The sequence below is a fragment of the Pseudidiomarina sp. genome (assembly GCF_048268165.1).
GTDB lineage: Bacteria > Pseudomonadota > Gammaproteobacteria > Enterobacterales > Alteromonadaceae > Pseudidiomarina.
Map to the genome: position 1 here is coordinate 129,098 of NZ_JBLWWA010000003.1, position 22,596 is coordinate 151,693.

19 protein-coding genes are annotated in these 22,596 nt (G+C 49.4%); 7 read left to right on the forward strand and 12 right to left on the reverse strand.

Going from position 1 to position 22,596, the window contains the following annotated elements:
• Nucleotides 1-18: 18 nt before the first annotated feature.
• Nucleotides 19-1,125: an NADH:flavin oxidoreductase gene (locus ACN0UY_RS08925; RefSeq protein WP_417666330.1), complete on the forward strand. Its 1,107-nt coding sequence runs from the start codon at nucleotides 19-21 to the stop codon at nucleotides 1,123-1,125.
• 3 nt (nucleotides 1,126-1,128) lie between these two features.
• Nucleotides 1,129-2,469 (forward strand): DASH family cryptochrome, encoded by a 1,341-nt coding sequence (locus tag ACN0UY_RS08930; RefSeq protein WP_417666332.1) that lies wholly within the window; start codon nucleotides 1,129-1,131, stop codon nucleotides 2,467-2,469.
• Nucleotides 2,470-2,482: 13 nt separating this feature from the next.
• Here the strand turns inward: ACN0UY_RS08930 and ACN0UY_RS08935 are convergent, their stop codons facing one another.
• The 4 genes from ACN0UY_RS08935 to ACN0UY_RS08950 all read right to left on the reverse strand — a co-directional run bounded on the left by ACN0UY_RS08935 (nucleotide 2,483) and on the right by ACN0UY_RS08950 (nucleotide 6,874).
• Nucleotides 2,483-3,451: an alpha/beta hydrolase gene (locus tag ACN0UY_RS08935; protein WP_417666334.1), complete on the reverse strand. Its 969-nt coding sequence runs from the start codon at nucleotides 3,449-3,451 to the stop codon at nucleotides 2,483-2,485.
• 92 nt (nucleotides 3,452-3,543) lie between these two features.
• Nucleotides 3,544-4,824 carry an O-acetylhomoserine aminocarboxypropyltransferase/cysteine synthase family protein gene (locus tag ACN0UY_RS08940; protein WP_417666336.1) on the reverse strand — a complete coding sequence of 427 codons (1,281 nt, stop codon included), beginning with the start codon at nucleotides 4,822-4,824 and terminating at the stop codon, nucleotides 3,544-3,546.
• Nucleotides 4,825-4,910: 86 nt separating this feature from the next.
• A complete protein-coding gene (locus tag ACN0UY_RS08945; protein ID WP_417666337.1) occupies nucleotides 4,911-5,972 on the reverse strand; it encodes an aspartate kinase in 1,062 nt (353 codons plus the stop codon).
• Complete coding sequence (locus tag ACN0UY_RS08950) at nucleotides 5,963-6,874, reverse strand: alpha/beta fold hydrolase (protein ID WP_417666339.1); 912 nt, start codon at nucleotides 6,872-6,874, stop codon at nucleotides 5,963-5,965. Before ACN0UY_RS08950 ends, ACN0UY_RS08945 begins: the two co-directional genes overlap by 10 nt.
• Nucleotides 6,875-7,051: 177 nt before the next feature.
• Here ACN0UY_RS08950 and ACN0UY_RS08955 point away from each other — a divergent pair, with 177 nt between their 5' ends.
• The 3 genes from ACN0UY_RS08955 to ACN0UY_RS08965 are packed head-to-tail and all read left to right on the forward strand — an operon-like array spanning nucleotide 7,052 to nucleotide 9,500.
• Nucleotides 7,052-7,537 (forward strand): YajQ family cyclic di-GMP-binding protein, encoded by a 486-nt coding sequence (locus ACN0UY_RS08955; RefSeq protein WP_417666341.1) that lies wholly within the window; start codon nucleotides 7,052-7,054, stop codon nucleotides 7,535-7,537.
• Nucleotides 7,538-7,541: 4 nt separating this feature from the next.
• Nucleotides 7,542-8,204: a class I SAM-dependent methyltransferase gene (locus ACN0UY_RS08960; RefSeq protein WP_417666343.1), complete on the forward strand. Its 663-nt coding sequence runs from the start codon at nucleotides 7,542-7,544 to the stop codon at nucleotides 8,202-8,204.
• A gap of 6 nt (nucleotides 8,205-8,210) precedes the next feature.
• Nucleotides 8,211-9,500 carry an anti-phage deoxyguanosine triphosphatase gene (locus ACN0UY_RS08965; protein WP_417666345.1) on the forward strand — a complete coding sequence of 430 codons (1,290 nt, stop codon included), beginning with the start codon at nucleotides 8,211-8,213 and terminating at the stop codon, nucleotides 9,498-9,500.
• Here the strand turns inward: ACN0UY_RS08965 and ACN0UY_RS08970 are convergent.
• Genes ACN0UY_RS08970 through ACN0UY_RS08980 form a run of 3 tightly spaced genes read right to left on the reverse strand, consistent with a single transcriptional unit; the run spans nucleotide 9,486 to nucleotide 14,416 of the window.
• The gene (locus ACN0UY_RS08970; RefSeq protein WP_417666347.1) at nucleotides 9,486-12,134 is read right to left on the reverse strand and encodes an EAL domain-containing protein; all 2,649 of its coding nucleotides are present in this window, start codon (nucleotides 12,132-12,134) and stop codon (nucleotides 9,486-9,488) included. The two genes, ACN0UY_RS08965 and ACN0UY_RS08970, sit on opposite strands and share 15 nt — an antisense overlap.
• Nucleotides 12,135-12,160: 26 nt before the next feature.
• Nucleotides 12,161-13,405: an APC family permease gene (locus ACN0UY_RS08975; protein WP_417666349.1), complete on the reverse strand. Its 1,245-nt coding sequence runs from the start codon at nucleotides 13,403-13,405 to the stop codon at nucleotides 12,161-12,163.
• Nucleotides 13,406-13,435: 30 nt separating this feature from the next.
• A complete protein-coding gene (locus tag ACN0UY_RS08980) occupies nucleotides 13,436-14,416 on the reverse strand; it encodes an LLM class flavin-dependent oxidoreductase (RefSeq protein ID WP_417666351.1) in 981 nt (326 codons plus the stop codon).
• A gap of 200 nt (nucleotides 14,417-14,616) precedes the next feature.
• Here ACN0UY_RS08980 and ACN0UY_RS08985 point away from each other — a divergent pair, with 200 nt between their 5' ends.
• Nucleotides 14,617-16,773, forward strand: a complete 2,157-nt coding sequence (locus ACN0UY_RS08985) for a TonB-dependent receptor family protein (protein ID WP_417666353.1) — start codon at nucleotides 14,617-14,619, stop codon at nucleotides 16,771-16,773.
• A 37-nt stretch (nucleotides 16,774-16,810) separates the two neighbouring features.
• Here the strand turns inward: ACN0UY_RS08985 and ACN0UY_RS08990 are convergent, their stop codons facing one another.
• Nucleotides 16,811-17,791, reverse strand: coding sequence for a diguanylate cyclase domain-containing protein (locus tag ACN0UY_RS08990; RefSeq protein ID WP_417666355.1), 981 nt, complete (start codon nucleotides 17,789-17,791; stop codon nucleotides 16,811-16,813).
• A 108-nt stretch (nucleotides 17,792-17,899) separates the two neighbouring features.
• Between ACN0UY_RS08990 and ACN0UY_RS08995 the strand changes: the two genes are divergently transcribed.
• Nucleotides 17,900-18,355, forward strand: a complete 456-nt coding sequence (locus ACN0UY_RS08995; RefSeq protein ID WP_417666357.1) for a nuclear transport factor 2 family protein — start codon at nucleotides 17,900-17,902, stop codon at nucleotides 18,353-18,355.
• A gap of 12 nt (nucleotides 18,356-18,367) precedes the next feature.
• On the opposite strand, the gene ACN0UY_RS09000 is transcribed toward ACN0UY_RS08995, so the two are convergent.
• The 4 genes from ACN0UY_RS09000 to ACN0UY_RS09015 all read right to left on the reverse strand — a co-directional run bounded on the left by ACN0UY_RS09000 (nucleotide 18,368) and on the right by ACN0UY_RS09015 (nucleotide 22,595).
• Complete coding sequence (locus ACN0UY_RS09000; protein WP_417666359.1) at nucleotides 18,368-19,294, reverse strand: alpha/beta fold hydrolase; 927 nt, start codon at nucleotides 19,292-19,294, stop codon at nucleotides 18,368-18,370.
• Nucleotides 19,291-20,778 (reverse strand): flavin-containing monooxygenase, encoded by a 1,488-nt coding sequence (locus ACN0UY_RS09005; RefSeq protein WP_417666361.1) that lies wholly within the window; start codon nucleotides 20,776-20,778, stop codon nucleotides 19,291-19,293. Before ACN0UY_RS09005 ends, ACN0UY_RS09000 begins: the two co-directional genes overlap by 4 nt.
• Before the next feature lie 2 nt (nucleotides 20,779-20,780).
• Nucleotides 20,781-21,398, reverse strand: coding sequence for a glutathione S-transferase family protein (locus tag ACN0UY_RS09010; protein WP_417666363.1), 618 nt, complete (start codon nucleotides 21,396-21,398; stop codon nucleotides 20,781-20,783).
• 90 nt (nucleotides 21,399-21,488) lie between these two features.
• Nucleotides 21,489-22,595, reverse strand: coding sequence for a PepSY-associated TM helix domain-containing protein (locus ACN0UY_RS09015; protein WP_417666365.1), 1,107 nt, complete (start codon nucleotides 22,593-22,595; stop codon nucleotides 21,489-21,491).
• Nucleotide 22,596: the final 1 nt, after the last annotated feature.

Consider the following 22,596-nt stretch of genomic DNA (forward strand, 5'->3'; position numbering starts at 1 on the left):
CTGATTCAAGGAGTTATCATGTCGACCGATTTATCCCCATTGTTACAACCATTTTCATGCAAATCGCTGAACCTACGCAATCGCGTTGTTATGGCGCCTATGACGCGCAGCTTCTCTCCCGGCAACGTGCCAAACGCCGCTGTTGTGAGCTACTACCAGCGTCGGGCCGAGGGCGAAGTGGGCCTCATCATTACCGAAGGTGTTGAAATCAATCATCCCGGTGCCAGCGGCTTCCCGAACGTGCCCCATATTTTTGGTGAACAGGCGATGGCAGGCTGGAAACAGGTCGTTGATGCCGTGCACCAAGCGGGTGGACAAATTATTCCGCAACTATGGCACGTCGGTGGCGTGCGCAAGCCAGAAGATGACAATGCAGCGCCAGCCTACAGCCCGTCTGGGTTGTTCGCACCCGGCAAACCTAACGGCGTTACCATGACCCAGCAAGATATTGATGATGTGGTTGCCGCCTTCGCTGACTCAGCAAAACAGGCCAAGGAAGCGGGTTTTGACGGTGTTGAAATTCACGGTGCTCACGGTTATTTAATTGACCAATTCTTATGGGAAGGCACCAATAAACGCGACGATAGCTATGGCGGTTCACTCGCAAACCGCGCCCGATTCGCGTGCGCAATTGTACGCGCAGTGCGGGCCGCTGTCGGCGAAGACTTTGCCATCGTATTTCGTTTCTCGCAATGGAAACAACAAGACTACGAAGGCAAGCTCGCGAATACACCCGAACAATTGAAGGAATTGCTGGACCTGTTAATTGATGCCGGTGTGGATATTTTTCATGCCTCAACGCGCCGATTCTGGGAAACAGAATTTGAAGGTTCTGATCTGAACTTAGCCGGTTGGACACAGAAGCTTACCGGCAAACCTGCTATTTCTGTGGGCAGTGTTGGTCTTACTGAAGACTTCATCAGCGGTACCTTTGCTTCTGATAAGCCAGCGGTAGAAAAATCAGGTATCGATGAGCTTGTTAAACGTATGGGCAATCACGAATTCGAACTTATTGCGGTTGGCCGTGCTCTGTTGCAAGACCCCAATTGGCTACAAAAAATGCGTGATGGCCGCGAAGACGAAGTGGAAGCATTCAGCAAGGCCGCATTGAAAGAACTGGTGTAGCCTATGACCAAGCATCGGGTGGGTTTAATTTGGTTTGAAAATGATTTACGCACCGACGACCACCCATTGCTGCACCAGGCTGCTCAAGAATGCCAGCAGCTCATTTGTTTGTACTGTGTGAACCCGAAATGGTTTCAACCGAATCGATACGGGTTGCGCAGTATGGGCGAATTGCGCTGGCAATTTTTACAACAAAGCCTAGCTAATCTAGACGCTCAACTGCAGGCGCTCGGCCAGCGTTTATTTGTTTCCCATGAAGCACCTTTGCATGCAGTGGCTAAACTGATTGCAGAATTTGGTGTTGATGCCATCTATCGCAGCCACCAATCGGGCGCTTACGAGCGCCACTACTTTGATATTGTGCGCGAGCGCTACCCCTTTTTAGACTACGTGCAAGACGACACCACCACCTTGTTTGAGCGCGCACAACTACAACAAGTCATGCCGCCGCAAACTGAGAGCTTTCCGGCATCGTTTTCGAAATTTCGCAAATATGTCGAAAGCAACAACTTACGGCCAGCTATCAAAGCGCCGTTGCCGGCCCTCGCGTCGTTACCACCGAAGCCAACCCGTTTAAATTGCTCGGCTGTTCAGACACCCGCAACGCCCAACAAAAACAGCCCTTTCAGTGGGGGAAGCGCGGCGGGTCAACAGCATGTTCAGGGCTATTTCAAGAGCAACGCTGCACAGCACTACAAGACCACCCGCAATGCCCTGGATACCTGGCAGCATTCCACCAAGTTTTCGCCATGGCTCGCGGACGGCTCGGTATCGGCAAGACGAATTCTGACGCATTTAGATCATCATGAAGCCCAGCAAGGCGCCAATGAAAGTACCTATTGGATATTTTTTGAATTACTCTGGCGCGAATATTTTCATTGGTCTGCACAGCATTACGGCAACCAACTATTTGTCGCAAGGGGCATTCAAGGCCGACGACCAACAACGAGTTTTTATCCGGGGCGCTTCCAAAAGTGGTGCCAAGGAAATACACCCTATCCAATTGTGAATGCGTGCATGAAGCAGCTCAATGCCACTGGCTATATTTCAAATCGTGGCCGACAACTCGTTGCAAGCTGTTTTGTCCATGAACTTGGCTTAGATTGGCGTTACGGTGCGGCCTACTTTGAACAACAGCTGGTTGATTATGACGTTGCTGCGAACTGGGGTAATTGGCAGTACTTAGCCGGAGTTGGCGCCGACCCGCGCGGCCACCGTTGGTTTGATTTGAACAAGCAAACAGCGATGTATGACCCGGAGCGAACCTTTATAGAACGCTGGCAAGGCGACGACCATGAGCAGCACCTTGATCATAGCGATGCTGCTGATTGGCCAATACGCTAATTCTTAAGTGAGCTTAGCGCTGTTTTTGCAGCCACGTGTACAAATGCTCATGCATTTTGGGGTCCATAATGCCCATTAAAAAATGGTGCCGATCTTGAATCAATTTTACGGTCACGTAGCGCGAATTCAGTGGTTCAAAATAGTCATATGGCCCAACCGGGTCGACATCACTGGCGAGAATTAGTGTAGGAATTTTTACTGGGGGCAACACCTGGTGCAAATCTAAAGAAGACGGATCAATTTCTTTCGTAACAAGCGCATTACGAACACCTTCACGAATCGATTTTTCAGAGACAATTTTGCTGGTGTTTTTGTAGGTCATCTTAGTGACTTCATAAACCGCATCTTCAAATTGGCGCATTGGTGCTAATAAAACCATACCGCTAATATCGTTGCGCTGCCGCGCCACATGCACGGCAGCCAGAGCACCCATCGAAAAACCGGTCAAATAGATAGGGTGCGGCCGTTCCCGCGCCGGCAGTGAGTCAATTAAGGTGGTGATAATTTCTGCATCTTCTACCGCAAAACCGGGTGCATCATGCGACGAACCGCCATGACCTTTTAAATCCGGAATAACCACGTGAAAGCCAATAAACCGGTAGTATTCCGCAAGAAAAAACATGGTTTCTTTACTGCCGCCATAACCGTGCAGCATAACCATGGTGCCACGGCGGGCTTCAGGAATTTGTTTGCGGTCTAGGGCTAACTTGTATTCAATGGTTTTATCTTCGCCAACGGCAGTAAACGAAAATTTGTGGCCGGTTTCATCCTTAATTGGCGCACCATACAAATACTCCGTACAGCCGCCCAGATGGGGCATGCAAAACTGACGCGACTCACCACCAAGTTCCGTAATGATTTCCGGCATATTGGCAGGAATCCCCAAAGGCTCAACCCGATTTAATAATTTATGCTCAACGTAGGTAGCACAGCCTTGTAACAGGGTGACAGCGAGCAATCCAAACCACAACTTGCGATACATCAGGGAACCTCAACATGCTTATCTGACAATTGATATATGCCCCGATAATATCACTTCTTTACGTAACGCCAACAGTCTTTACGTTGAGTTAATCACCCGAGGGCTTGCGCCAAGTCAGCGAGGATATCGTCAATATGCTCGATGCCGACACACAAGCGTATCGCTTCTGGCTTGACGCCAACCTGAGCTTGCTCTTCTGAGGTTAGCTGACGATGCGTGGTCGATGCGGGATGACACGCCAGTGATTTCGCGTCACCAATATTTACTAACCGCTTAAACAACTGCAACTGATCATAAAATTTGACCCCAGCTTCATAGCCGCCTTTGATCCCAAAAGTTAGCAGCGAAGCAGGTAACCCGCCCTTAATTGTCGCTTGAGCGAGCTGATAATGGGGGTGATCAGAGGTACCGGCATAGTTAACCCAGTCCACATTTTCATGCTGGCGTAAGTAGTCGACCACCCGTTGCGTGTTTTCGCAGTGGCGTTGCATCCGCAGTTCTAATGTTTCCAGGCCCTGTAAGATTAAAAAGGCATTAAAGGGTGATAACGCTGCACCAGTATTACGAAGCGCGACGGTGCGTGTCCGTGCAATAAACGCGGCCGCTTCAAAGGCCTCATTGTAAATCACCCCATGGTAAGCCGGCTCTGGCTGGCTAAATTGTGGGAATTTTTCACTATGTTTAGCCCAGTCAAAACGCCCACCGTCTACCACAATGCCACCCACCGTGGTGCCGTGACCACCCATGTACTTGGTCAATGAATGCACCACGATATGCGCACCCAGCGCCAGCGGTTGGCATAAGATAGGGGTTGCGACCGTATTATCGACAACCAAGGGCACTCCCGCCTGCTCAGCCACCGCAGCAAGACCTTTAATATCGGCTATGTTGCCGGCGGGATTGCCGATACTTTCACAATATAAAGCCTTGGTTTTGTCATCTACCAGTGCCGCTAACGAAGCCGGTGAGTCGTCTTTTGCAAACCGCACTTCAATGCCCAAGGCCGGCAGTTGGTGTGCAAATAACGTATAGGTTCCACCGTAAATTTGCGGCGTGGTGACAATGTTGTCACCCTGCTTCGCTAACGTGATCAGTGTGTAATGTATGGCAGCCATGCCCGAGGCAACCGCCAACCCGGCAATACCCCCTTCCAGGGCTGCTACACGCTGCTCTAGCACGTCATTGGTTGGGTTCATAATGCGCGAATAAATGTTCCCTGGAACGACCAAGTCGAATAAGTCCGCACCGTGCTGAGCACTATCAAATTCGTAAGCCGCGGTCTGATAAATCGGTACCGCGACCGACTTGGTGGTGGGGTCAGTTTCATAGCCATGATGAATAGCTAATGTGGCGGGTTGATAGGTTGCAGTCATGACGGCCTCTTCCAATGGATTAAGTATAGATGCTTATACGTTTGGACGTCTATAATAATTAAAAGTCATCAGGGTGCAAGCATTATTTAAACTTGTTTAAGTAGCTCAAGAATATCGCTGTGCACGCCCGCGGCTGTTACTTCAGGTCCTGCCCCGGGCCCTTGTATGATCAACGGGTTCTGCTGGTACTGTTGACTGCGGATAATAAAATTCGCGTTACCGGGTGGCAGATGTGCGTAGGGTGAATTCGTGCTAACGGGAAGCAAGCTGGCTTCGGCCTCAATACGCCCAGTGCTGGCTTGTTTTACGCTGCCGATGTAACAAAATTGCGTCGCTTCAGGGTAGGTCTGCAAGCGCCATTGGTCAAAAGCATGATCAAATAGCTCGCCTTGTTCCCAAAACTTATCAACAGTGCATTCGCGCAGTGCCGACGGTACCAAGTTCTGAAGGTTAACGTCTGCAAGCTCAAGTGCCCAGCCAGCATCGCGCGCCAAAATCAGGAGCTTGCGGGCTACATCCATACCGCTCAAATCGGTGCGTGGATCCGGTTCGGTAAAACCTAACTCGGCCGCTTTGCGCAACCAACTCGAAAGGCTATCGCCAGGGCGATACTGTTGAAATATCCACGATAAAGAGCCCGAAAAATTGCCCTCCATTGCGGTGATTTGATCGTAACAATCCAACCGTTCGCGAATAGCCTTTTGAATGGGTAGCCCAGCGCCCACTGTGGTGTTGTAGAGCCAGTGTCGCTGGTTATCGGTTAGCGCCTGCCGAACTTGCTGGTAGTAGTCAGGGTGGCTTGAGCCAGCGTATTTATTGGCACTTATAATGTGCGCTCCCGCGGCTATCCAATCCGGATAGGCTCGGCTGACTGCCTTCGATGCGGTTAAGTCCAACACAACAACGGGCCGACTGTGCGCGCTTAACGTTTTGATTTCGTTCACGATAGCTTGATTTACTGCAGTTGGAGTAACGTGCTGCTGCCAGTCAGCAGGTAAGGGCCACAACCATAGCTGTTTCGAATTTGCTGCTGCGTGCACGCAGGCTGAGGCCGGCAACCGGTGGGCAAAGTCGCGCAACCACGTTTGGCCGATATTACCCAACCCAACCACTATAATAGCGAGCTGGTTGGCTTGGATTAGTTGCATTCGCACTCCAAAAATTGTGCCAGAACAGCTGCGTAATCGGCGGTGTTCTTAATAAATCCGTCGTGCCCATAAGTGGAGGGCAAAATATGACAACCGCGCCCGTCTGGCAGGGCTGCGTGAAATTCATGCAGCAAGCTCGGTGGAACCAATTGGTCGCTATCAAAGCCAATCAATAGTGTCGGCTGTTCAATGTGATAGGGCTCAATTCGATAATCATCCAGGGCGGGCCCGAAAACTTCAAACAATTGCCGCGCACGCGGCAATGAACGCTCGACCGTACGAAGACCTCGACTTTCAATGTAGGCAACAGCGTCTTTTGGGTTGGGATAATATTGATCCATGCCATCTGCACTACGATAGCTTAGCATTGCAAGCGCACGCGCCAGTTGCGCGCCACGTTCCGGCTGCCCAGCGGCATCACCCAAGCGCACGAATTCACGTTGCAGCGCGCGTAGCATAACCGCTTGAGCTGTCGGCCGATGGGCCGCGCCAATCACTGCCACACGCTTAAACTTCAGGCGTTTATCTTGTGCCAACTCAAGGGCGACCAAGCCACCATAAGAACCACCCACCACCGCGTGAAACTCCAGCCAGTCAAGCTCCTGCAACGCAGTGCTGATGTAGGCGGCTTGCTCAGCAATTGTGGTCGGCAGCGCGGAAACTTCCGATGCGCCATTGCCACCGGCATAATCAACCGTAATGATCTTAAATTTATGAGGATTCACCGCCTCGGCAAGGCCCTGCCACCATCCGTTTTCAGTGTCCGTGATGGCATCGCGGTCGCCCGAAATGCCCCCCAACACCAGTACCCGCGGGCCATCACCTAGTTCATTTAGATACAGCACGCCGCCTGGCACCGGGCAGCGGTGCGTAACAGCTGGTGCAATTGATGCGTGGGTCATTAGTAAGCCTCATTAAACTTGAATGACGCTAATGTATCGGCTTTTCCTAATAATATCAATATGGCCGTTTAGATGTCTAAAAACAATAAACTCATAATTTTTGATATGCTTTTGTATAACGCGCAACTTATTGCGATAATCCAAGTATGTAAGTTAATAATCAGGTGACAAACAACCATGCCAAGTTTTGATATTGTTTCTGAAGTCGACAAAGTTGAATTGAAAAATGCGGTTGATAATGCAACCCGTGAAATCACCACGCGTTTCGATTTTCGCGGCGTAGAAGCCACTATCGAATTGAATGACCTAACGGTTACCCTAACCTCCGAGTCAGATTTTCAAGTGCGCCAGCTGCAAGACGTGTTTAACAACCACTGTGCCAAGCGCAACATCAGCATGGCTGGTATCGAAATACCCGATGAACCAACCCATAGTGGCAAAACGTATAGCCTCGCATTGACCTTCAAGCAAGGCATTGATCAGCCGCTCGGCAAAGAAATCACCAAAAAAATCAAAGAAAGTAAAATCAAAGTGCAAGCATCGATTCAAGGTGACAAGGTTCGCATTACCGGCAAAAAACGTGATGATTTGCAGCAAGCTATCGCACTGTTGAAAAACTCCGATATTGAGTTGCCGCTGCAGTTTGAGAACTTCCGCGACTAGCGCAATGCCGGTGTGCCCGCTGTGTAACAATTCACACACCACGCTGTTTTATCAGCAGCATCGTGGACTGCTTAGCGGCCGTGAGTACTATCTTTGCGAGCAGTGCCAATTGGTGCATGTACCACAAAGGTTTCAACTTGATTCTAAAGCCGAAAAGTCGGTTTACGACTTGCATGAAAACAATCCGAATGACCCGCAATATCGACAGTTTCTGGCGCGAATTTTTGAACCTATATTTGAGCGACTCGATGCTGGAGCGAGTGGGTTAGATTTTGGCAGTGGCCCAGGCCCAACATTAAGCAGCATGTTCACTGAAGCCGGAATGCCCTGTACAACGTATGATATTTACTATGACAACCGACCGGAGCGTCTTCAACATCGCTATGACTATGTGGTGTGTTCCGAAGTCATTGAACATATCGCAGCACCGCTCGAAGTTTTTGCCACGCTAATCCGATGTTTAAAGCCTGGCGGTTATCTTGGCATCATGACCCAACGTTGGCTTGACGCTGAACGATTCAAAAGTTGGACATATAGAAATGACCCAACCCATATTAGCTTTTTCCACGAGCGAACGTTTCGCTCCTTAGCGACAAAGTTTGCGCTTGAACTGACTATTTACCCACGCGATGTGGTAATTTTTAGAAAACCGCATGACCAAGGATAGCAACGCATGACATCTCATTGGCAACAACGCCGCTCCGGCGACCCAGCAAATCGTCCTGGTGATCTTCGCAACCCTTGGCAAAGAGACCGTGCCCGTGTCTTACATTCGGCTGCATTTCGGCGGTTACAATCTAAAACTCAAATCATGAACGTGGGTGAAAACGACTTTTATCGCACCCGACTCACGCACAGCTTAGAAGCTGCGCAAATTGGTGCTTCACTAATTAATCAATTGCAGCAAGTTTGCGCACCAGAACTAACCCCCATGTTGCCTGACTTGAACCTGATGGAAACCTTGTGCTTGGCACACGACATTGGTCACCCACCCTTTGGGCATGGTGGTGAAGCCGCACTTCATTTTAAAATGCTAGGTGCCGGCGGATTTGAAGGTAACGGACAAACATTTCGTATTGTTGGCAAACTCGAGGCTTACCATCCTGAGCACGGCATGGACTTAACCCGCCGTTCATTGCTCGGTTTACTCAAGTACCCGGTATTGATGCCGCAACTGCAGGCGCCAAAAGATCTTGAGCACCCCGGCAGCTTGGCGCAGTGGAAGCCAGCCAAAGCACTGTTTGCCTGCGACGCTGATTTACTGGACTGGGTATTGGACCCGCTTTCAAGCGCAGACCGTGAGTTGTTTCAAGCAATCACCACCTTAAACAAAGCGCCTTGGCAAAAGTCGATACATAAAGCCCTAGATGCCTCACTGATGGAATTAGCCGACGACATAGCTTATGGCGTGCATGATTTAGAAGACGCAGTGGTTACCGGAACGTTAAGCGAAGGCCAGTGGCACGCTCACGTTGACACCGTGATTAATCAATTGCCGGACAAACTCGCGCAATTGATGCAAGAACTTGGACAACAGTTGTTTGCGCGTGAACACCATTTGCGTAAAAACGCGATAGGCGCGTTGGTGAATATTTTTGTCACCACAGTGCGCCTTGAAGAGGTGCTGCCAGAGGCGGAAGAGCCGCTTATTCGATTTAACGCCACCCTACCAACGGACGAAGCCTACCTACTTAAAAGTTTAAAAGATGTGGTGTTTGAGCACGTAATTAACGAACCGTCAATTCAGCAATTACGTTATCGTAGCCAAAATATGCTGCTTGATTTGTTTACTGCACTGCATACTGAGCCGCTACGGTTGTTGCCCCGCAATACCCGCGAACGTTGGCAGAATGCGCAGCAAGAACAGAATCAAGCCGCAGCTGACCGCATTTTGTGTGACTACGTTGCCGGCATGACGGACGACTACGCCGAACGGATGTACCGAAACTTATTTGTGGTCTAGCCACTCCAGTAGTTTGTCGAGAGGCTGGGGATGACAAAACAAATAGCCCTGCATAAAGTCGCATGCATAACGCGTTAAGTAATCACGCTCTGCTTCGGTTTCAACACCTTCGGCAACCGCCGCTATGCCAAGTTCGGCGGCCATGGTCAGCACCCCACGTGTAATGGCGGCATTGCGCGCGTTGCTTTCAATATTTTGCACAAAACAACGGTCAATTTTTAATTTTTGAGCCGGTATTACATTCAAGTAGCTCAAACTCGCAAAGCCCGTACCGAAGTCATCAAGGGCGATTTCCAAGCCTAAATCGCGTAAGTCAGCCATCATTTTTAGCGCGCTAGCAGAGTCGCGCAACAACACATTCTCGGTGATTTCTGCCATCAGCTGATTGGGCTGAATTTTGTACTTAGCCACCAATTTGGCCACAGATTCAATAAAGTCGTCGCGATAAAACTGCATGGGTGAGAAATTCACACTGACCTGAGCAATACCTGCCTCACGCAATCGCGCTGCATCTTTACACGCTTGCTCAAGCACCCAATGCCCCATCGCAACTATTTGTCCTGTGCGTTCAGCAAGTGGGATAAAGTCAGCCGGTGAAACATAGCCACGCTCAGGGTGCTTCCAACGCAACAATGCCTCAACCGCCACCACCGCACCATTGCGTGACACTATGGGTTGATAAAACACCTCAAACTGATGCGTTTGAATCGCTTCCTGAAGTTGTGCGCGTAGGGTGATTTGTTGCTGTGTATCCAAATCAAGATCAGGGGAGAACCATTGAAAGGTATTGCTACCACGGCGTTTCGCTTCATACATGGCCACGTCGGCATGTTGAATCATTTCATTGGGATTCTTAACTTCCAGCTCACTGCTTGCAATACCAATTGCCGCTGACAGGCTCACTTCTGCATCTTCATAAACGAACGGACGATCAAATTGCGCCAAAATTGTGCGCGCATAGTCCATAACGCTTTCGTCATCAGGCAGGCTTTGCACAACCGCTACAAATTCGTCGCCACCAAAACGCGCTAACAAATCAAATTCCGAAGTCACGTTATGAAGGCGCTGGGCCGTTTGCACAAGAATGTGATCACCACATTCATGCCCCAAGCTGTCATTCACCGGTTTAAAGCCATCCAAATCAATGAACAATACATAAACGCGCTGCTCGCTCGTTGCCACCGCGTGTTGTAAAAAACGTTCTAAAGCAGTTCGGTTTGGTAGCCCTGTTAGCACGTCGTGTTCGGCATGAAACGCCAGTTTTTCTTCGCGCTCAACACGTTCAGAAATGTCGTTTTGCAGGCCAACAAAGTGGGTTACTTCGCCATGGTTGTCGCGCACGGGTGAAATGATAAGTTCATTCCAAAAAGGCGTGCCATCTTTTCGGTAATTACGAATGGTGCAACGAATTTCGGTTTGCGCGCGTAACGCACTTGCAATTTCTTTCACCGTATTCGGATCGGATTTTGGCCCCTGCAAGATACGACAGTTGCGCCCTACCATATCGTCTGCACTGTAGCCGCTCATTAACGTAAACGCTGGGTTTACATAAATAATAGGGAAGCCCTTTTTGCGCGCATCGCTAATAACCACGCCATTGGTACTGGCTTCTACACTGCGATCGAGTATTTGTAAGCGCTCTTCGTAGTCACGCTGTTGGGTAACGTCTTTCGCAATGCCATGCACACCAGTAATTTGGCCATGGATAATTATCGGCATGTTGGTAATTTCAATTTGCCGAGCCTGACCGTGGCTATTAAAGACTCGAATTTCATAATGTTGGGGCTCACCGCGTTTGGTGGCTTCAAAGTGCTTTTTGGTGCGTTCTTTGTCTTCTTCCAAAACCACAACTTCATAATGCTGACCAACCACCTGTTGCTCGGTTAATTCAAGCAGTTGCTCACCGGCGCTGTTCAAGCTCATAAAGCGCCCTTCACGATCCAATGTAAAAACCGCCTCGGGGTTGTGCGTAAACAACGACAACGCATGTTGTTCACTGCGCTCGCGCTCCATCCGATCGTTATGTTGCGTAATCACCAATGAGATTAAGTCGCGACTGCGCTCAATCAGTTTTAGTTCGGCATCAGTTGGGGTGCGTGCCTGCGAAGAGTAAAGTGCGAACGTTCCCAATAGATGTTTATCGCCTGGCGCAAACACCGGTATCGACCAAGCGGCTCGTAATTTGTAGTGTTCAATAAGGGTGGTGAATAATTCAAACCGCGCATCGCGATGCATATCTTCGACAATAACGGGCTGTTTCAACGCGGCAGCAGTACCGCATGCTCCAACGCCATCGATAATCGGAATATTTTGCAGCGCCTTGGTGAATTCCGGCGGTAAGGTGTTAACCGCGACAGCATTGAGCGCTGTGCCTTCTTGGTTGACCATCATTACGGATGCAAAACAGTCTTTGATTTGAAGTTCAACCAACTCACAAATATCGGTCAGCTTTTCAGCCAGTGATCGGTCTTGTGCCAGCGAGCTTAAAGTGTCGTACTCGGCTTCAATAAAGGCCTGCAGGTGTTTAGTCTGGCGCCGAGCACGACGCCAAAATATAATAGCCAGCACCCATGCGGCCGCTGTCACCAACATTAATCCGCTGATGATCGAAACAAAACCCCAGTGTTCAATCACGCGATGCCTTCCTTTCGGTTACGTTGCTACGCCTTCTTTGGCGCCGCTCGGTAAGCATGCCAAAGTAGACCAAGGCCAATAAGAATGAGGCCAACAAAAAGAATCTGTAACTCTATAAATACGGCTAAACCAAGGCAGCTGGCAAGCCCTAAAATTGAAATCCAGCGCGGTATAAAGCGTTTTTCTGTTGGAATGCGCAGTGCAGCAAGGTTGGTAATGCTGTAATACACCAGTACCGTAAATGCACTGAATGACCATGCAATACGTAAATCACCCACCAAAACGATCACCAGCATGACCGCAAAGGTTACCCAAACTGCTGCAGGTGCCGAGGTGCGCTCGGCATTCAATGTTGCCCACGCCACAGGTAAATCGTTGCGGCGCGCCATCGCCAACACCACGCGCGATACCCCTAGAATCAAATTAAGAATAACGCCGCACATGGCCACCACTGCGCCAGCCGCAACTAACTGCTGCCAAATGCCACGTGGCATCAGTGTGGCGAGCACAAAATCTGCCGTGGTAGTTAAAGGTACGTAGTGCAACACGCCCCAGCCGATAGCAGCATACAGCACTGTAACCACCAGCACAGTAGCAATAATTGCGCGCGGAATAACATGGCGTGGATTCTGAACTTCTTCACCCATTGTGGCAATGCGCCCATAGCCAGTATACGCCACAAATAATAGGGCTGCCGCGGCAAATAAGTTGCGCCAGGTTGGTTCTGCTTGCGCCAATTTTTCAACAGGCATGGGCAACTGGGCGCTCGAAACTATGAATATAACCAGGGCCGCGATGGCAAGCAGCACCAGAATAGCGTTTGCGCGGTTCGATCGGCGCAAGCCGCCTAATACAAAAAGTGTAAACACCAACAAAGTAAGTGCGGCAATTACTTGAGCCAACCACGCAGGGCCTGCAAACCAACTTTGTAATGCATAGCCTACCGCCAACGCAGCCGTAGCGGCACTCGCGCTTTTAGCCAGTACAAACAGCCAGCCGGCGGTGAAGCCCAACTGACGCGTCAAGAATTCATAACCGTATTCATAGGTGCCGCCACTAACCGGATGGATAGCGGCCAGTTGTGCACTGGATAGTCCATTAAAGGTTGCCACAGCAGCCGCAATTAAGATGGCCCAAACCACCCAAGCCCCGGCTAACTCAACACCAAAGCCGACACTCACAAAAGCTCCGGTACCAATAATCGAGCCCAAGCCCAGTAAAATTGCGCCGCCTAATGCGGTGCTGCGCACTAACTGTTGGTGATCGGCCATGTTTACTATCCTTCCTAAGCAGTTTTGGGGTTAAAAATGACAGTCTTTTGCAATTTCAAAGCTTCTCAAACGTTCGTTATGATCAAAGGCATGACAGGTTAACATCAGCTCGTTTACACCGGTGGCCGCAACAAAATCGCGCATGTACTGATGCACCTGTTCAGGCGTACCCGTAGCTGTGTATTTCAGTGCATGGTTAGCGGCTGCCAAAGCCATTGGGTCAACCTGCTTTTCAATGGCATCAATTGGCGCAGGTAACGGCCCAGGGTTGCCTTGGCGCAATGCCATGAATTGTAACTGCATGGAACTTTTTAAGCGCTTGGCCGCCTGCTCTGTATCGGCTGCAAAAACGTTGATTGCCGCCATCGCATAGGGTTTATCCAGGTATTTTGATGGTTGGAAATTGCTGCGGTAAGCCTCTAGCGCCAACTGTAAATAGTCGGGGGCAAAGTGCGAGGCGAAGGTATAGGGCAACCCCATTTGCGCAGCCAATTGAGCACCGAACAAGCTTGAGCCCAGTAACCACACAGGAACCTTCGAGCCCATCCCGGGTATCGCCTTAATTTTCTGATCAGGCGTTGGCTCATCCAAATACATAAGCAACTCTTGCACATCAGCAGGAAAAGTATCTGCGCTGTCATAGTTGCGCCGCAACGCTCTTAAAGTTGCACCATCAGTGCCTGGCGCGCGCCCTAAACCTAAATCAACACGACCGGGGTAGAGTGCCGCGAGCGTTCCAAATTGTTCAGCCGCTATTAACGGCGCGTGATTAGGTAACATGATTCCGCCGGCACCGATGCGTATCGAGCGAGTTCGACTACCCACATAAGCCAAGGCTACTGCGGTGGCTGCACTGGCGATACCTGTCATGTTGTGATGTTCTGCCATCCAAAACCGGTGGTACCCCCAGCGTTCAACATGCTCAGCTAAATCTGCCGAATGGTTTAATGATATTGCAGCGCTTCCACCGACCGTGATTGGCGCTAAATCTAATACAGAAAGTACTGCCATCTGAGCTCCCATTCATGAATGCATCGCTATTTTACCAAGCATCCTAACAAAGATGGCAGCAAAACATCGACTTAAGAATAGCGTATTTGCGTTACCAATTGATTAAGAACAGAACCCATATAAAATTTGGGGTTGCAAATGCGAATCGTTATTATTTATACTTCGCACCCTAATCAATCGCTTCTTTTGGGGGAAACTCAATGCAACCTACGTATGTCGCCACCGCTTTACTCGCTGCGCTTGGCTTATCATTATCAACAGCTTACGCTGCTGAAGTATCTGATTCTGAAACTGAAACCAACGAAAAAATTTACGAAGTATTGCAAATTGTGGGCAGCAAAGATGATGCCCGTAAGCTCGCAGGTTCCAGCGCGGTGATTGATAACGAGCAGTTGGTTATTGAAGCAAACACCGACATCAATCAGTTGCTAAAAACCGTGCCGGGCGTCTATATCCGTGAAGAAGACGGTCAAGGCTTGCGCCCTAACATCGGTATTCGCGCAGCCGCAGGCGGACGTAGCAGTAAAGTAACCCTCATGGAAGACGGTGTCATGATTGCGCCGGCTCCTTATATTGACCCTGCGGCATATTACTTCCCTGAAGCCTACCGCATGCACACCATTGAAGTACTAAAAGGTGCGCCATTGTTACGCTATGGTCCACAAACCACCGGTGGTGTAATCAACATGCTGACCACCCCAATTCCGCAAGAAAACAGCGGCCGAATTGTGGCAAAAATGGGTGAATTTAACAGCCAAGACATACATGCCTACTACGGTGGACGTTCTGGTGATTTTGGTTTCTTGATTGATACTGTGCAGCGCAGCAGTGCGGGCTTTAAAGAGATTGATCGCAGTTCACGTGACGCAGGTTTCGACATCGAAGACTACTTGTTCAAGTTTAGCTGGACCGGCGAACGCCAAAGCTTATTAGCAAAAGTACAATATTCAGAACAAGTATCGAACGAAACTTACGCCGGCCTAACTGACGCCGACTTTGCCGAAAGCCCGAACCGTCGCTACGGTTTATCAGAAATCGATCAAATGGCGAATCGCCACAAAGGTTTCTCACTAACTTACAGCTTGGACGTAACGGACACCTCAAGCCTGCGTGCAATTGCCTATCGCAATGAATATCAACGTGACTGGTTCAAAACCAGCACCAGCTCGTTTATCAATGCTGCCAATGCCGGTGATGCGACTGCCCAAGCGATTTTAGACGGCACCATGGACGTGCAAGACTTGCGCTACACGCATGGTAATCGTGCCTATGAATCTTATGGCGTTGAATTGAACCTAACTACCTTGTTAGCCGACCATACCTTGAACGTGGGTGTGCGTGATCACAACGACACTCTTGATCGCTTCCAACCGATTGAAGTATACGACCAAGTAAATGGTAGCTTGGTATTCGATAGCATTATTGAACCAACCGGTGGCGACAACCGACTAGAAGGTGGTGATGCGCGTAGTTTCTGGGTAACAGACGAGTGGCAAGTGACTACAGACTTACTCGTTAACCTTGCGTTGCGCTACGAAGACGTTAAAAGCTTCCGTGAGCAATTTGGCGTTGCGGATCGTTCAGAGCCCGGCAGCTTCCGTTCAAATCACACCAAAGAATGGTTACCAGGCGCATCATTTACTTACGACATCGACAGCAACTGGCAGGTTCTTGCAGGTATTCACCGCGGCTTTTCGCCAATTGGCGGTGGGGCTACCGAAACCGACGAGCCTGAAACCAGCACCAACTATGAAGCAGGTGTGCGTTACAGCAACGGTTGGTTTGTTGAAGCCCTCGCGTTTCGTAGCGACTTCAACAACCAAGCCGAAGTGTGCTCACTTGCTAGCCCGTGCAGCAATGGCGCCACGTCAGGAACCTACGTAACGGGCGAAGCCGTGGTACAAGGTATTGAGTTTCAGCTTGGTAATGAATGGCAAACTGGCGAATTCGTGATTCCAGCGCACTTCAACTACACCCTAAGCAACGCCGAAATCAGTGCCGACAACGCATTGACTGGCGTGGAAGATGGTGACCGTTTAGCGGATATTCCAGAGCACACAATGAGCTTCAGAACCGGTATTGAGCATGCTTCTGGTTGGAATAACTATGTGGTCGCAAAGTACATGGACGAAACTTGCGTGCGCGTTGGTTGTAACCGTAACACCAACCCCTTTAGCTACACCGAATCAGTGTTTGTGGTGGACTTGATCAGCCGTTATCCACTTAGCTCACAGGCAACTGTGTTCTTAAAAGTTGATAATTTGTTTGACCAACAACGTATTGTGTCGCGCACCCCGCACGGTGCTCGCCCGAATAAACCGCAAACGGTTTCTGTTGGTTTGGAATACAGCTTCTAAAAAAGGTGTGAACGTGGTTCGGCTAGTTTCGCTGAAACTAGTCGGCCACTAAACTTCGGTTGCGCCCGTCAGCTTTACTTCTATACAAGGCATCGTCGGCCAACTTCAATAAGTCATCAGCGGTAAAGTTGTCTTGAACAACTGCAATACCCGCACTCATGGTAACCTGCCCCTTCGGCGCATTCTCGTTATGTAGTTTTAGCTTGGCAATATCACGACGCACCAGCTCTGCCACTTCGAGTGCCTGCTCTTTGTTCACGTCCGGTAGCAACATCACAAACTCTTCGCCACCATAACGCGCAACGACGTCTGCTGGGCGTTTCGCATGCGCGGTTAAAACCTTCGCAACTTGCTTTAAGCAACGGTCACCTGCACTGTGGCCATAGGTGTCGTTAAAGGTTTTGAAGTAATCGATATCAAAGTAAATCAACGCCAAGGTTCCCGCTGCACGCTTTGCCCGCGCAATTTCCTTCTTCAAAGCCTTATCAAAATACCGACGATTCGCAAGTTGGGTCAGCTCATCGGTGATCGACAACTTTTCTAATTTCTCCATGGCCTGATTTAATTGCTCAGTGCGTTCACGCACTTTCGCGTCGAGCAATTGATTGAGCGCCAGCAACTCACGCTGCGGATCAAGAAAGTCAGTTAAATTGTGCGAGGTGCCCCAAATATGCGTAACATTGTCATCGTCATCAAGAATTGGAACCAAAAACGTACGGAAGAGAAATTCTTTGCCATTATGCTTTGCGGTTTGCTCAAATTCGACCGGCTCTTTGGTAGCCAAGCATTGGTAATAACCCGAAAGAATGTCGTCTGAGTAACCTGAATAGGCAATCAGTTCAGAAAACTTGGTTCCTGGTGTTTGCCGCGGGTCGAGTGCTTGTGCCGCAGGGTTCGCGATAATCATTTCGAAATCGTCCGCAATGGGTTTGCACACCCAAAATGGATTCAGTGATTTCTTCCAGAGCTGTTTGAAAAACAACATCAACTCTTCGTGATTAAATGGACTTTGTTTCACCCTGTGGCACCCTATGATTTTTACAACACCTTTTTAACACAGTTTCATTCAATTAAAAATGATGCTATTAACTATAGCTCCTAAATCACAGGACGTTTTGAGGAAAACATGAAAACCCTAATCGCCTTATTTTTAGCGCTCTGCAGCACAGTTAGCTGGGCCGAGCAGCCGTCACACGAACAAGCACGTAAAGACATTACCAAAACTTTACATACCTTCATGGAAGGCGCCAGTATAAACAGTGCAGCGATTCATGACGCCTTTTGGGCTGACGAGTTGGTGTACACCAGTTCGTCGGGCACACGTTTTGGCAAGGCTGAGTTGATGAGCGGCGTGCACGCGTCTGGTGAAATTACCGAACAGCCACTCACCAGCTATTACACCGCAGAAGATATAGAAATTCGGTTTTTTGGGCCAACGGCGGTAGTGAACTTTACCCTGGTTGGCCACACCGAAACAGATGCCGGTTATTCACGTCAAACCTTCTTGAATAGTGGGGTGTTTGTGCAACGCAATAACCGTTGGCAAGCCGTGAACTGGAATGCTACCCGCACGGCTGAATAGTTCGCTAAAACGCTACTCGGCTAAAAAAGCATGCACCCGTTGTGCCGATTCATTCGGCACTTCCACCATCGGCATGTGGCCAATGCCGTCAAAAATATGCAACTGGCTGCCGGTAATTCCCTGATGCCACACCGGGGCTGCTGAAGGGCTTAAGATATTATCTTGGTTACCCCAAACAATTAATGTTGGGGTTTTGATTTGATGAAGCCGCCCATCTAACTGATCATGAAAGCGAAAGTCTTGCGCAATCTGCGCATAATCTGCCTTACGTTCGCTATATCGCAGCGCCATACCGCGTAACACAAAATCAGGTACAACCGGTGGCTTAGCCATAGTGAGCTGATAAAAATCAAAAAACTGCTGTTGGGTGTCAATTTCGAACGGTGACTCACCAGCTGCAAACATCGCTTCCGTGACACTCGGTTGCGGTGGCGTTACGCCAGCCGGATTAAACAGTACAATAGCGGTTGTTCGTTGTGGGTACATAATCGCAAAATTGGCCGCAATCATGCCGCCCATGGAGTTGCCAATAATCGTTGCCTGTTCTATTTCAAGTTTATCCATCAATTGCGCAACACGTTTTGCTTGGCTTGATGCGCGATACGACCAACCACTGAAGAAGCCAGTTTCACCGTGACCCGCAAAATCTGGAATCACCACACGGTATTCAGGGTTCAGGCGATTGGCAAAGCGCAACCAAATTTCTTTTGAGGCGGTATATCCGTGCAACAAAATAACCGTTTCCCGCGCCTGCTCTGAGTTCCGCGCATACACTGAGAGTTGCATGTCGCCAATGTCTACCGACGATTTTTGGAACCCATAAATGCGCGCTTCAAGTGCGCCCACCGCATCATAAACAGCCAACCCAACTCGGGGATGCAAGGTTGCTAGCCATGCAGCAAACAGCAGTGCCAGCGTGGTGATAATAAATTTTTTCATACCCGTTCCTGCTTATAAAGCTGATGATGCTTCGGCTTCAAACGACTGGCCAATAGCCGATACATAAAGCTAAAACCGGGAAACATCGCAATAACGTGCCCACTTTTACTTTTGTACCAACTGTTACACCCACCACTATGCCAAACCGTTTTACGCATTTCACGATGCACCATGGTGGTGTATTCAGCTTCGGCTTCTGCCGTTACTTCAACCGCTTGCGCCTGCTGTTGCTTGGCATAATTGAGCAACTTCATGATGTATTTCATTTGTGACTCAATCACAAATATAGCCGATGTATGGCCAATACCGGTGTTGGGGCCGGTCACCAAATATAGATTTGGGAAGCCCGGCAGCGTCGTGCCTAGGTAGGCTCGCGGAAATTCATGCCAAAACGCATTCAGATGCTGGCCATTGCGGCCAATGATGTCGTAACCCACCGCACCATCAGTGGCGTCAAATCCGGTTGAATAGACAATCAGATCAAGCTCAATGTGGGTTCCTTTCGTGGTTTCAATACCGGTTTCAGTAATGCGTGCAATGCCATCGAGCTTATCGTGTAAGGTCACATTTTCACGGCCAAGGGCTGGGTATAGCGTATTCGATACGATGATACGTTTGCAGCCGATGGTGTAATCAGGCGTCAGCTTCTGACGCAGCGCCGCATCGGGCACTTGCGTGCGCAGGTGCTTGAGCGCAGGCCGCTGTGCGAAAAAGCGCATCAACCCGTGAGCATATTTAAACGCGAACACGCGCCACTCAAGACCCCAATAAATGGTTTTTCGTAGCGCCTGATAAATCGGCTTAATCCCCAGCAACTTGCGCGTGAATGGCGAAAAGATGCGGTCAGGACGTGGCAACACCCAGTGCGGCGACCGTTGAAATACATGCAGGTGGCTAACTTGCGGCGCAATGGTAGGAATCACTTGCGCAGCACTGGCACCGCTGCCGATTACCGCAACACGCTTATTGCTGTAGTCAAAGCTGTGGTCCCAGTTATTGGTATGAAAGCTCTTGCCTTTGAATTCATCGCGCCCTGGAAAATCTGGAATAACCGGATTACTTAAGGGCCCTTGGGCACTGATAACCGAGCGCGCGAACAACTGCTGCCCGGTGCGGCTACCAATTTGCCAACATAATGCATCTTCAAGCCATGTCAGGCGCGTAACGTTGAAATTCAGAACCGCTTTTTCGCGCAGTTTGTACTTGGCGATTACCTGCTTGGTATAGGCCTCAAGTTCAGGTTGTGTGGCAAACATTTGTGACCACACATAAGGCTCGCACGCCAACGAATAGAGCGGTGATTGCACATCCACTTGGGCACCCGGATAGCTGTTCTGACACCAAGTTCCACCCATAAAGTCACGCCGTTCAAGCATAACAAAGTTCTGGATACCCTGATTTAACAGGTTAATGGCGGCGCTTTGTCCGCCAAATCCGGTGCCGATAATAGCGACTTCAAGCGGTTGCTGTGCGGTTGATTCCAAGGCTATACCTTCGCTGACGCGCGTTGATTAATGCGGTCGTACCACGCTTGCAGGTGCTCTTGATCAGCGCCAATGCGCAGCTTCACTACCCGTGCAAACCCGACTGTGGCAAACGCATTAATGTCTGCAGCACTAAAATTATCGCCCAGGATGTAGGTTTTATCTTTTAGGTGATCATTCAAAAACGCTAAAAACTTTTCTGCAGCACCAAAGCAATCTTGGCCATAGTCAGGGAAGCAATTCATACGGTCTTTAAAATAACCTGAGGTGTGCTGAAAACACATACCTACTGGTGCCATTAAGTAAAAATCAACCCAACGTAACCACTGCTCAATCAGCGCTTTTTGCTTGGGCGAGTCGCCAAGTAGCTTGGGAGTGTCTGGGTGCGCTTCTTCAACATAGCGACATATCGCCATGGTTTCAGCTAAGCTGGTGCCGTCGTCCAACACGGCAACGGGCACCTTTTTCATGGGGTTCATAGCAACAAATTCAGGGGTTAAGTTTTCGCCCTTCGCAATATCAACTTCAATAAATTCAACCTGATCAAGCAGGCCTTTTTCGGCCAAAAACATACGCACTCGGCGCGGGTTGGGAGCAGTAGCAGTTTCATAGATTTTCATTGGGGGTTTCCTGCGTGTTCTATACAAGTGATAGAACACACAATGAAACAACTTGTCAGCTAACGCAAGTCAATAAATAGCATAGAGTATTTACTTTCTGCGCAGGCGTTTCTTGCGGCGTTGCCACCACACATAAGTGCCGGTAATCGCCAGCAATAACGGCGTTAAACCGACAATAGTCCAGAGCACTTTAATCGGTAATCCGCCGAACGTACCAAAGTGTAAACGGCGGAAGCTATCGAGCGTTTTAGCGCCAATGCCTTGTTCATTTAAGTTGTAGGTACTTAAGTAGTCACCGGTTTGCGCATGGTAATTCGACACGCTGCCATAATTGCTCAGTAACGGATTCGCAGTGGGCGCTCGACCAAACACCGTAAATGGCAATTCAGGTTCATAAGGAAACAGCAAAAATGTCGCCTTAAAACCTTCAATGCGCTGCTGGCTGTCCGTAACCAATTCATCAATGTTCACATTATCGTTATACAAGCGTTCACTCATAATGTGGTGTTCCGCACCGTCCGCGTGCTCTATCCACTCTTCATAAAAAATAAGAATGTTGTAGTAGCCCCCGGTAATCGAAAGAATCAGCAAAACAGGGGAAGCAAAAGTGCCCACCATTTTGTGTAGATCGCTAAATACCGCCAGCAGCCGCTGGTTCCAACGCAAGGTAAACAGTCGCGCCCAAAAGCGGCGGTACATAATCAGTCCGGACACGCCCATAAAGAGCAAAAACAAGGACAGTATGAGGCCAATAATCAGCCCCAAATGCTCCGGCAGGTTATTTAAGTCGTTCAACAGTAGCGTGTAATGTAACTCGACTAGCCAGTCGGTTAAGTAATGCCCAGTTTCAGTTGGCTGACTGAGTAACTCGCCTGTTTGTGGGTTCAGATGCGCCTTGTGCCAAGTATCCGTACCCTTTTTGATCACAAACACCCGATCGGCCTCGTCATGACCCGCCGGAAATATTTCCCAGCTACCAATCTCGAAGTTAGGAAGCTGCTGATTAATGCGAGCCGTCAATTCCTTGAGTGGCAAACGCGGTTGTTCAGTTACCGGCAATGCCGCGATATCGGGCATTAGCCAGCCGTCGATTTCTTTTTTGAACACTAAGATGCTGCCGGTAAGGCAAATAACAAGAAAGGGGACCATACAGATGATCCCCGCCCAACCATGCCATTTATGGAGAGTCTTTCGCATT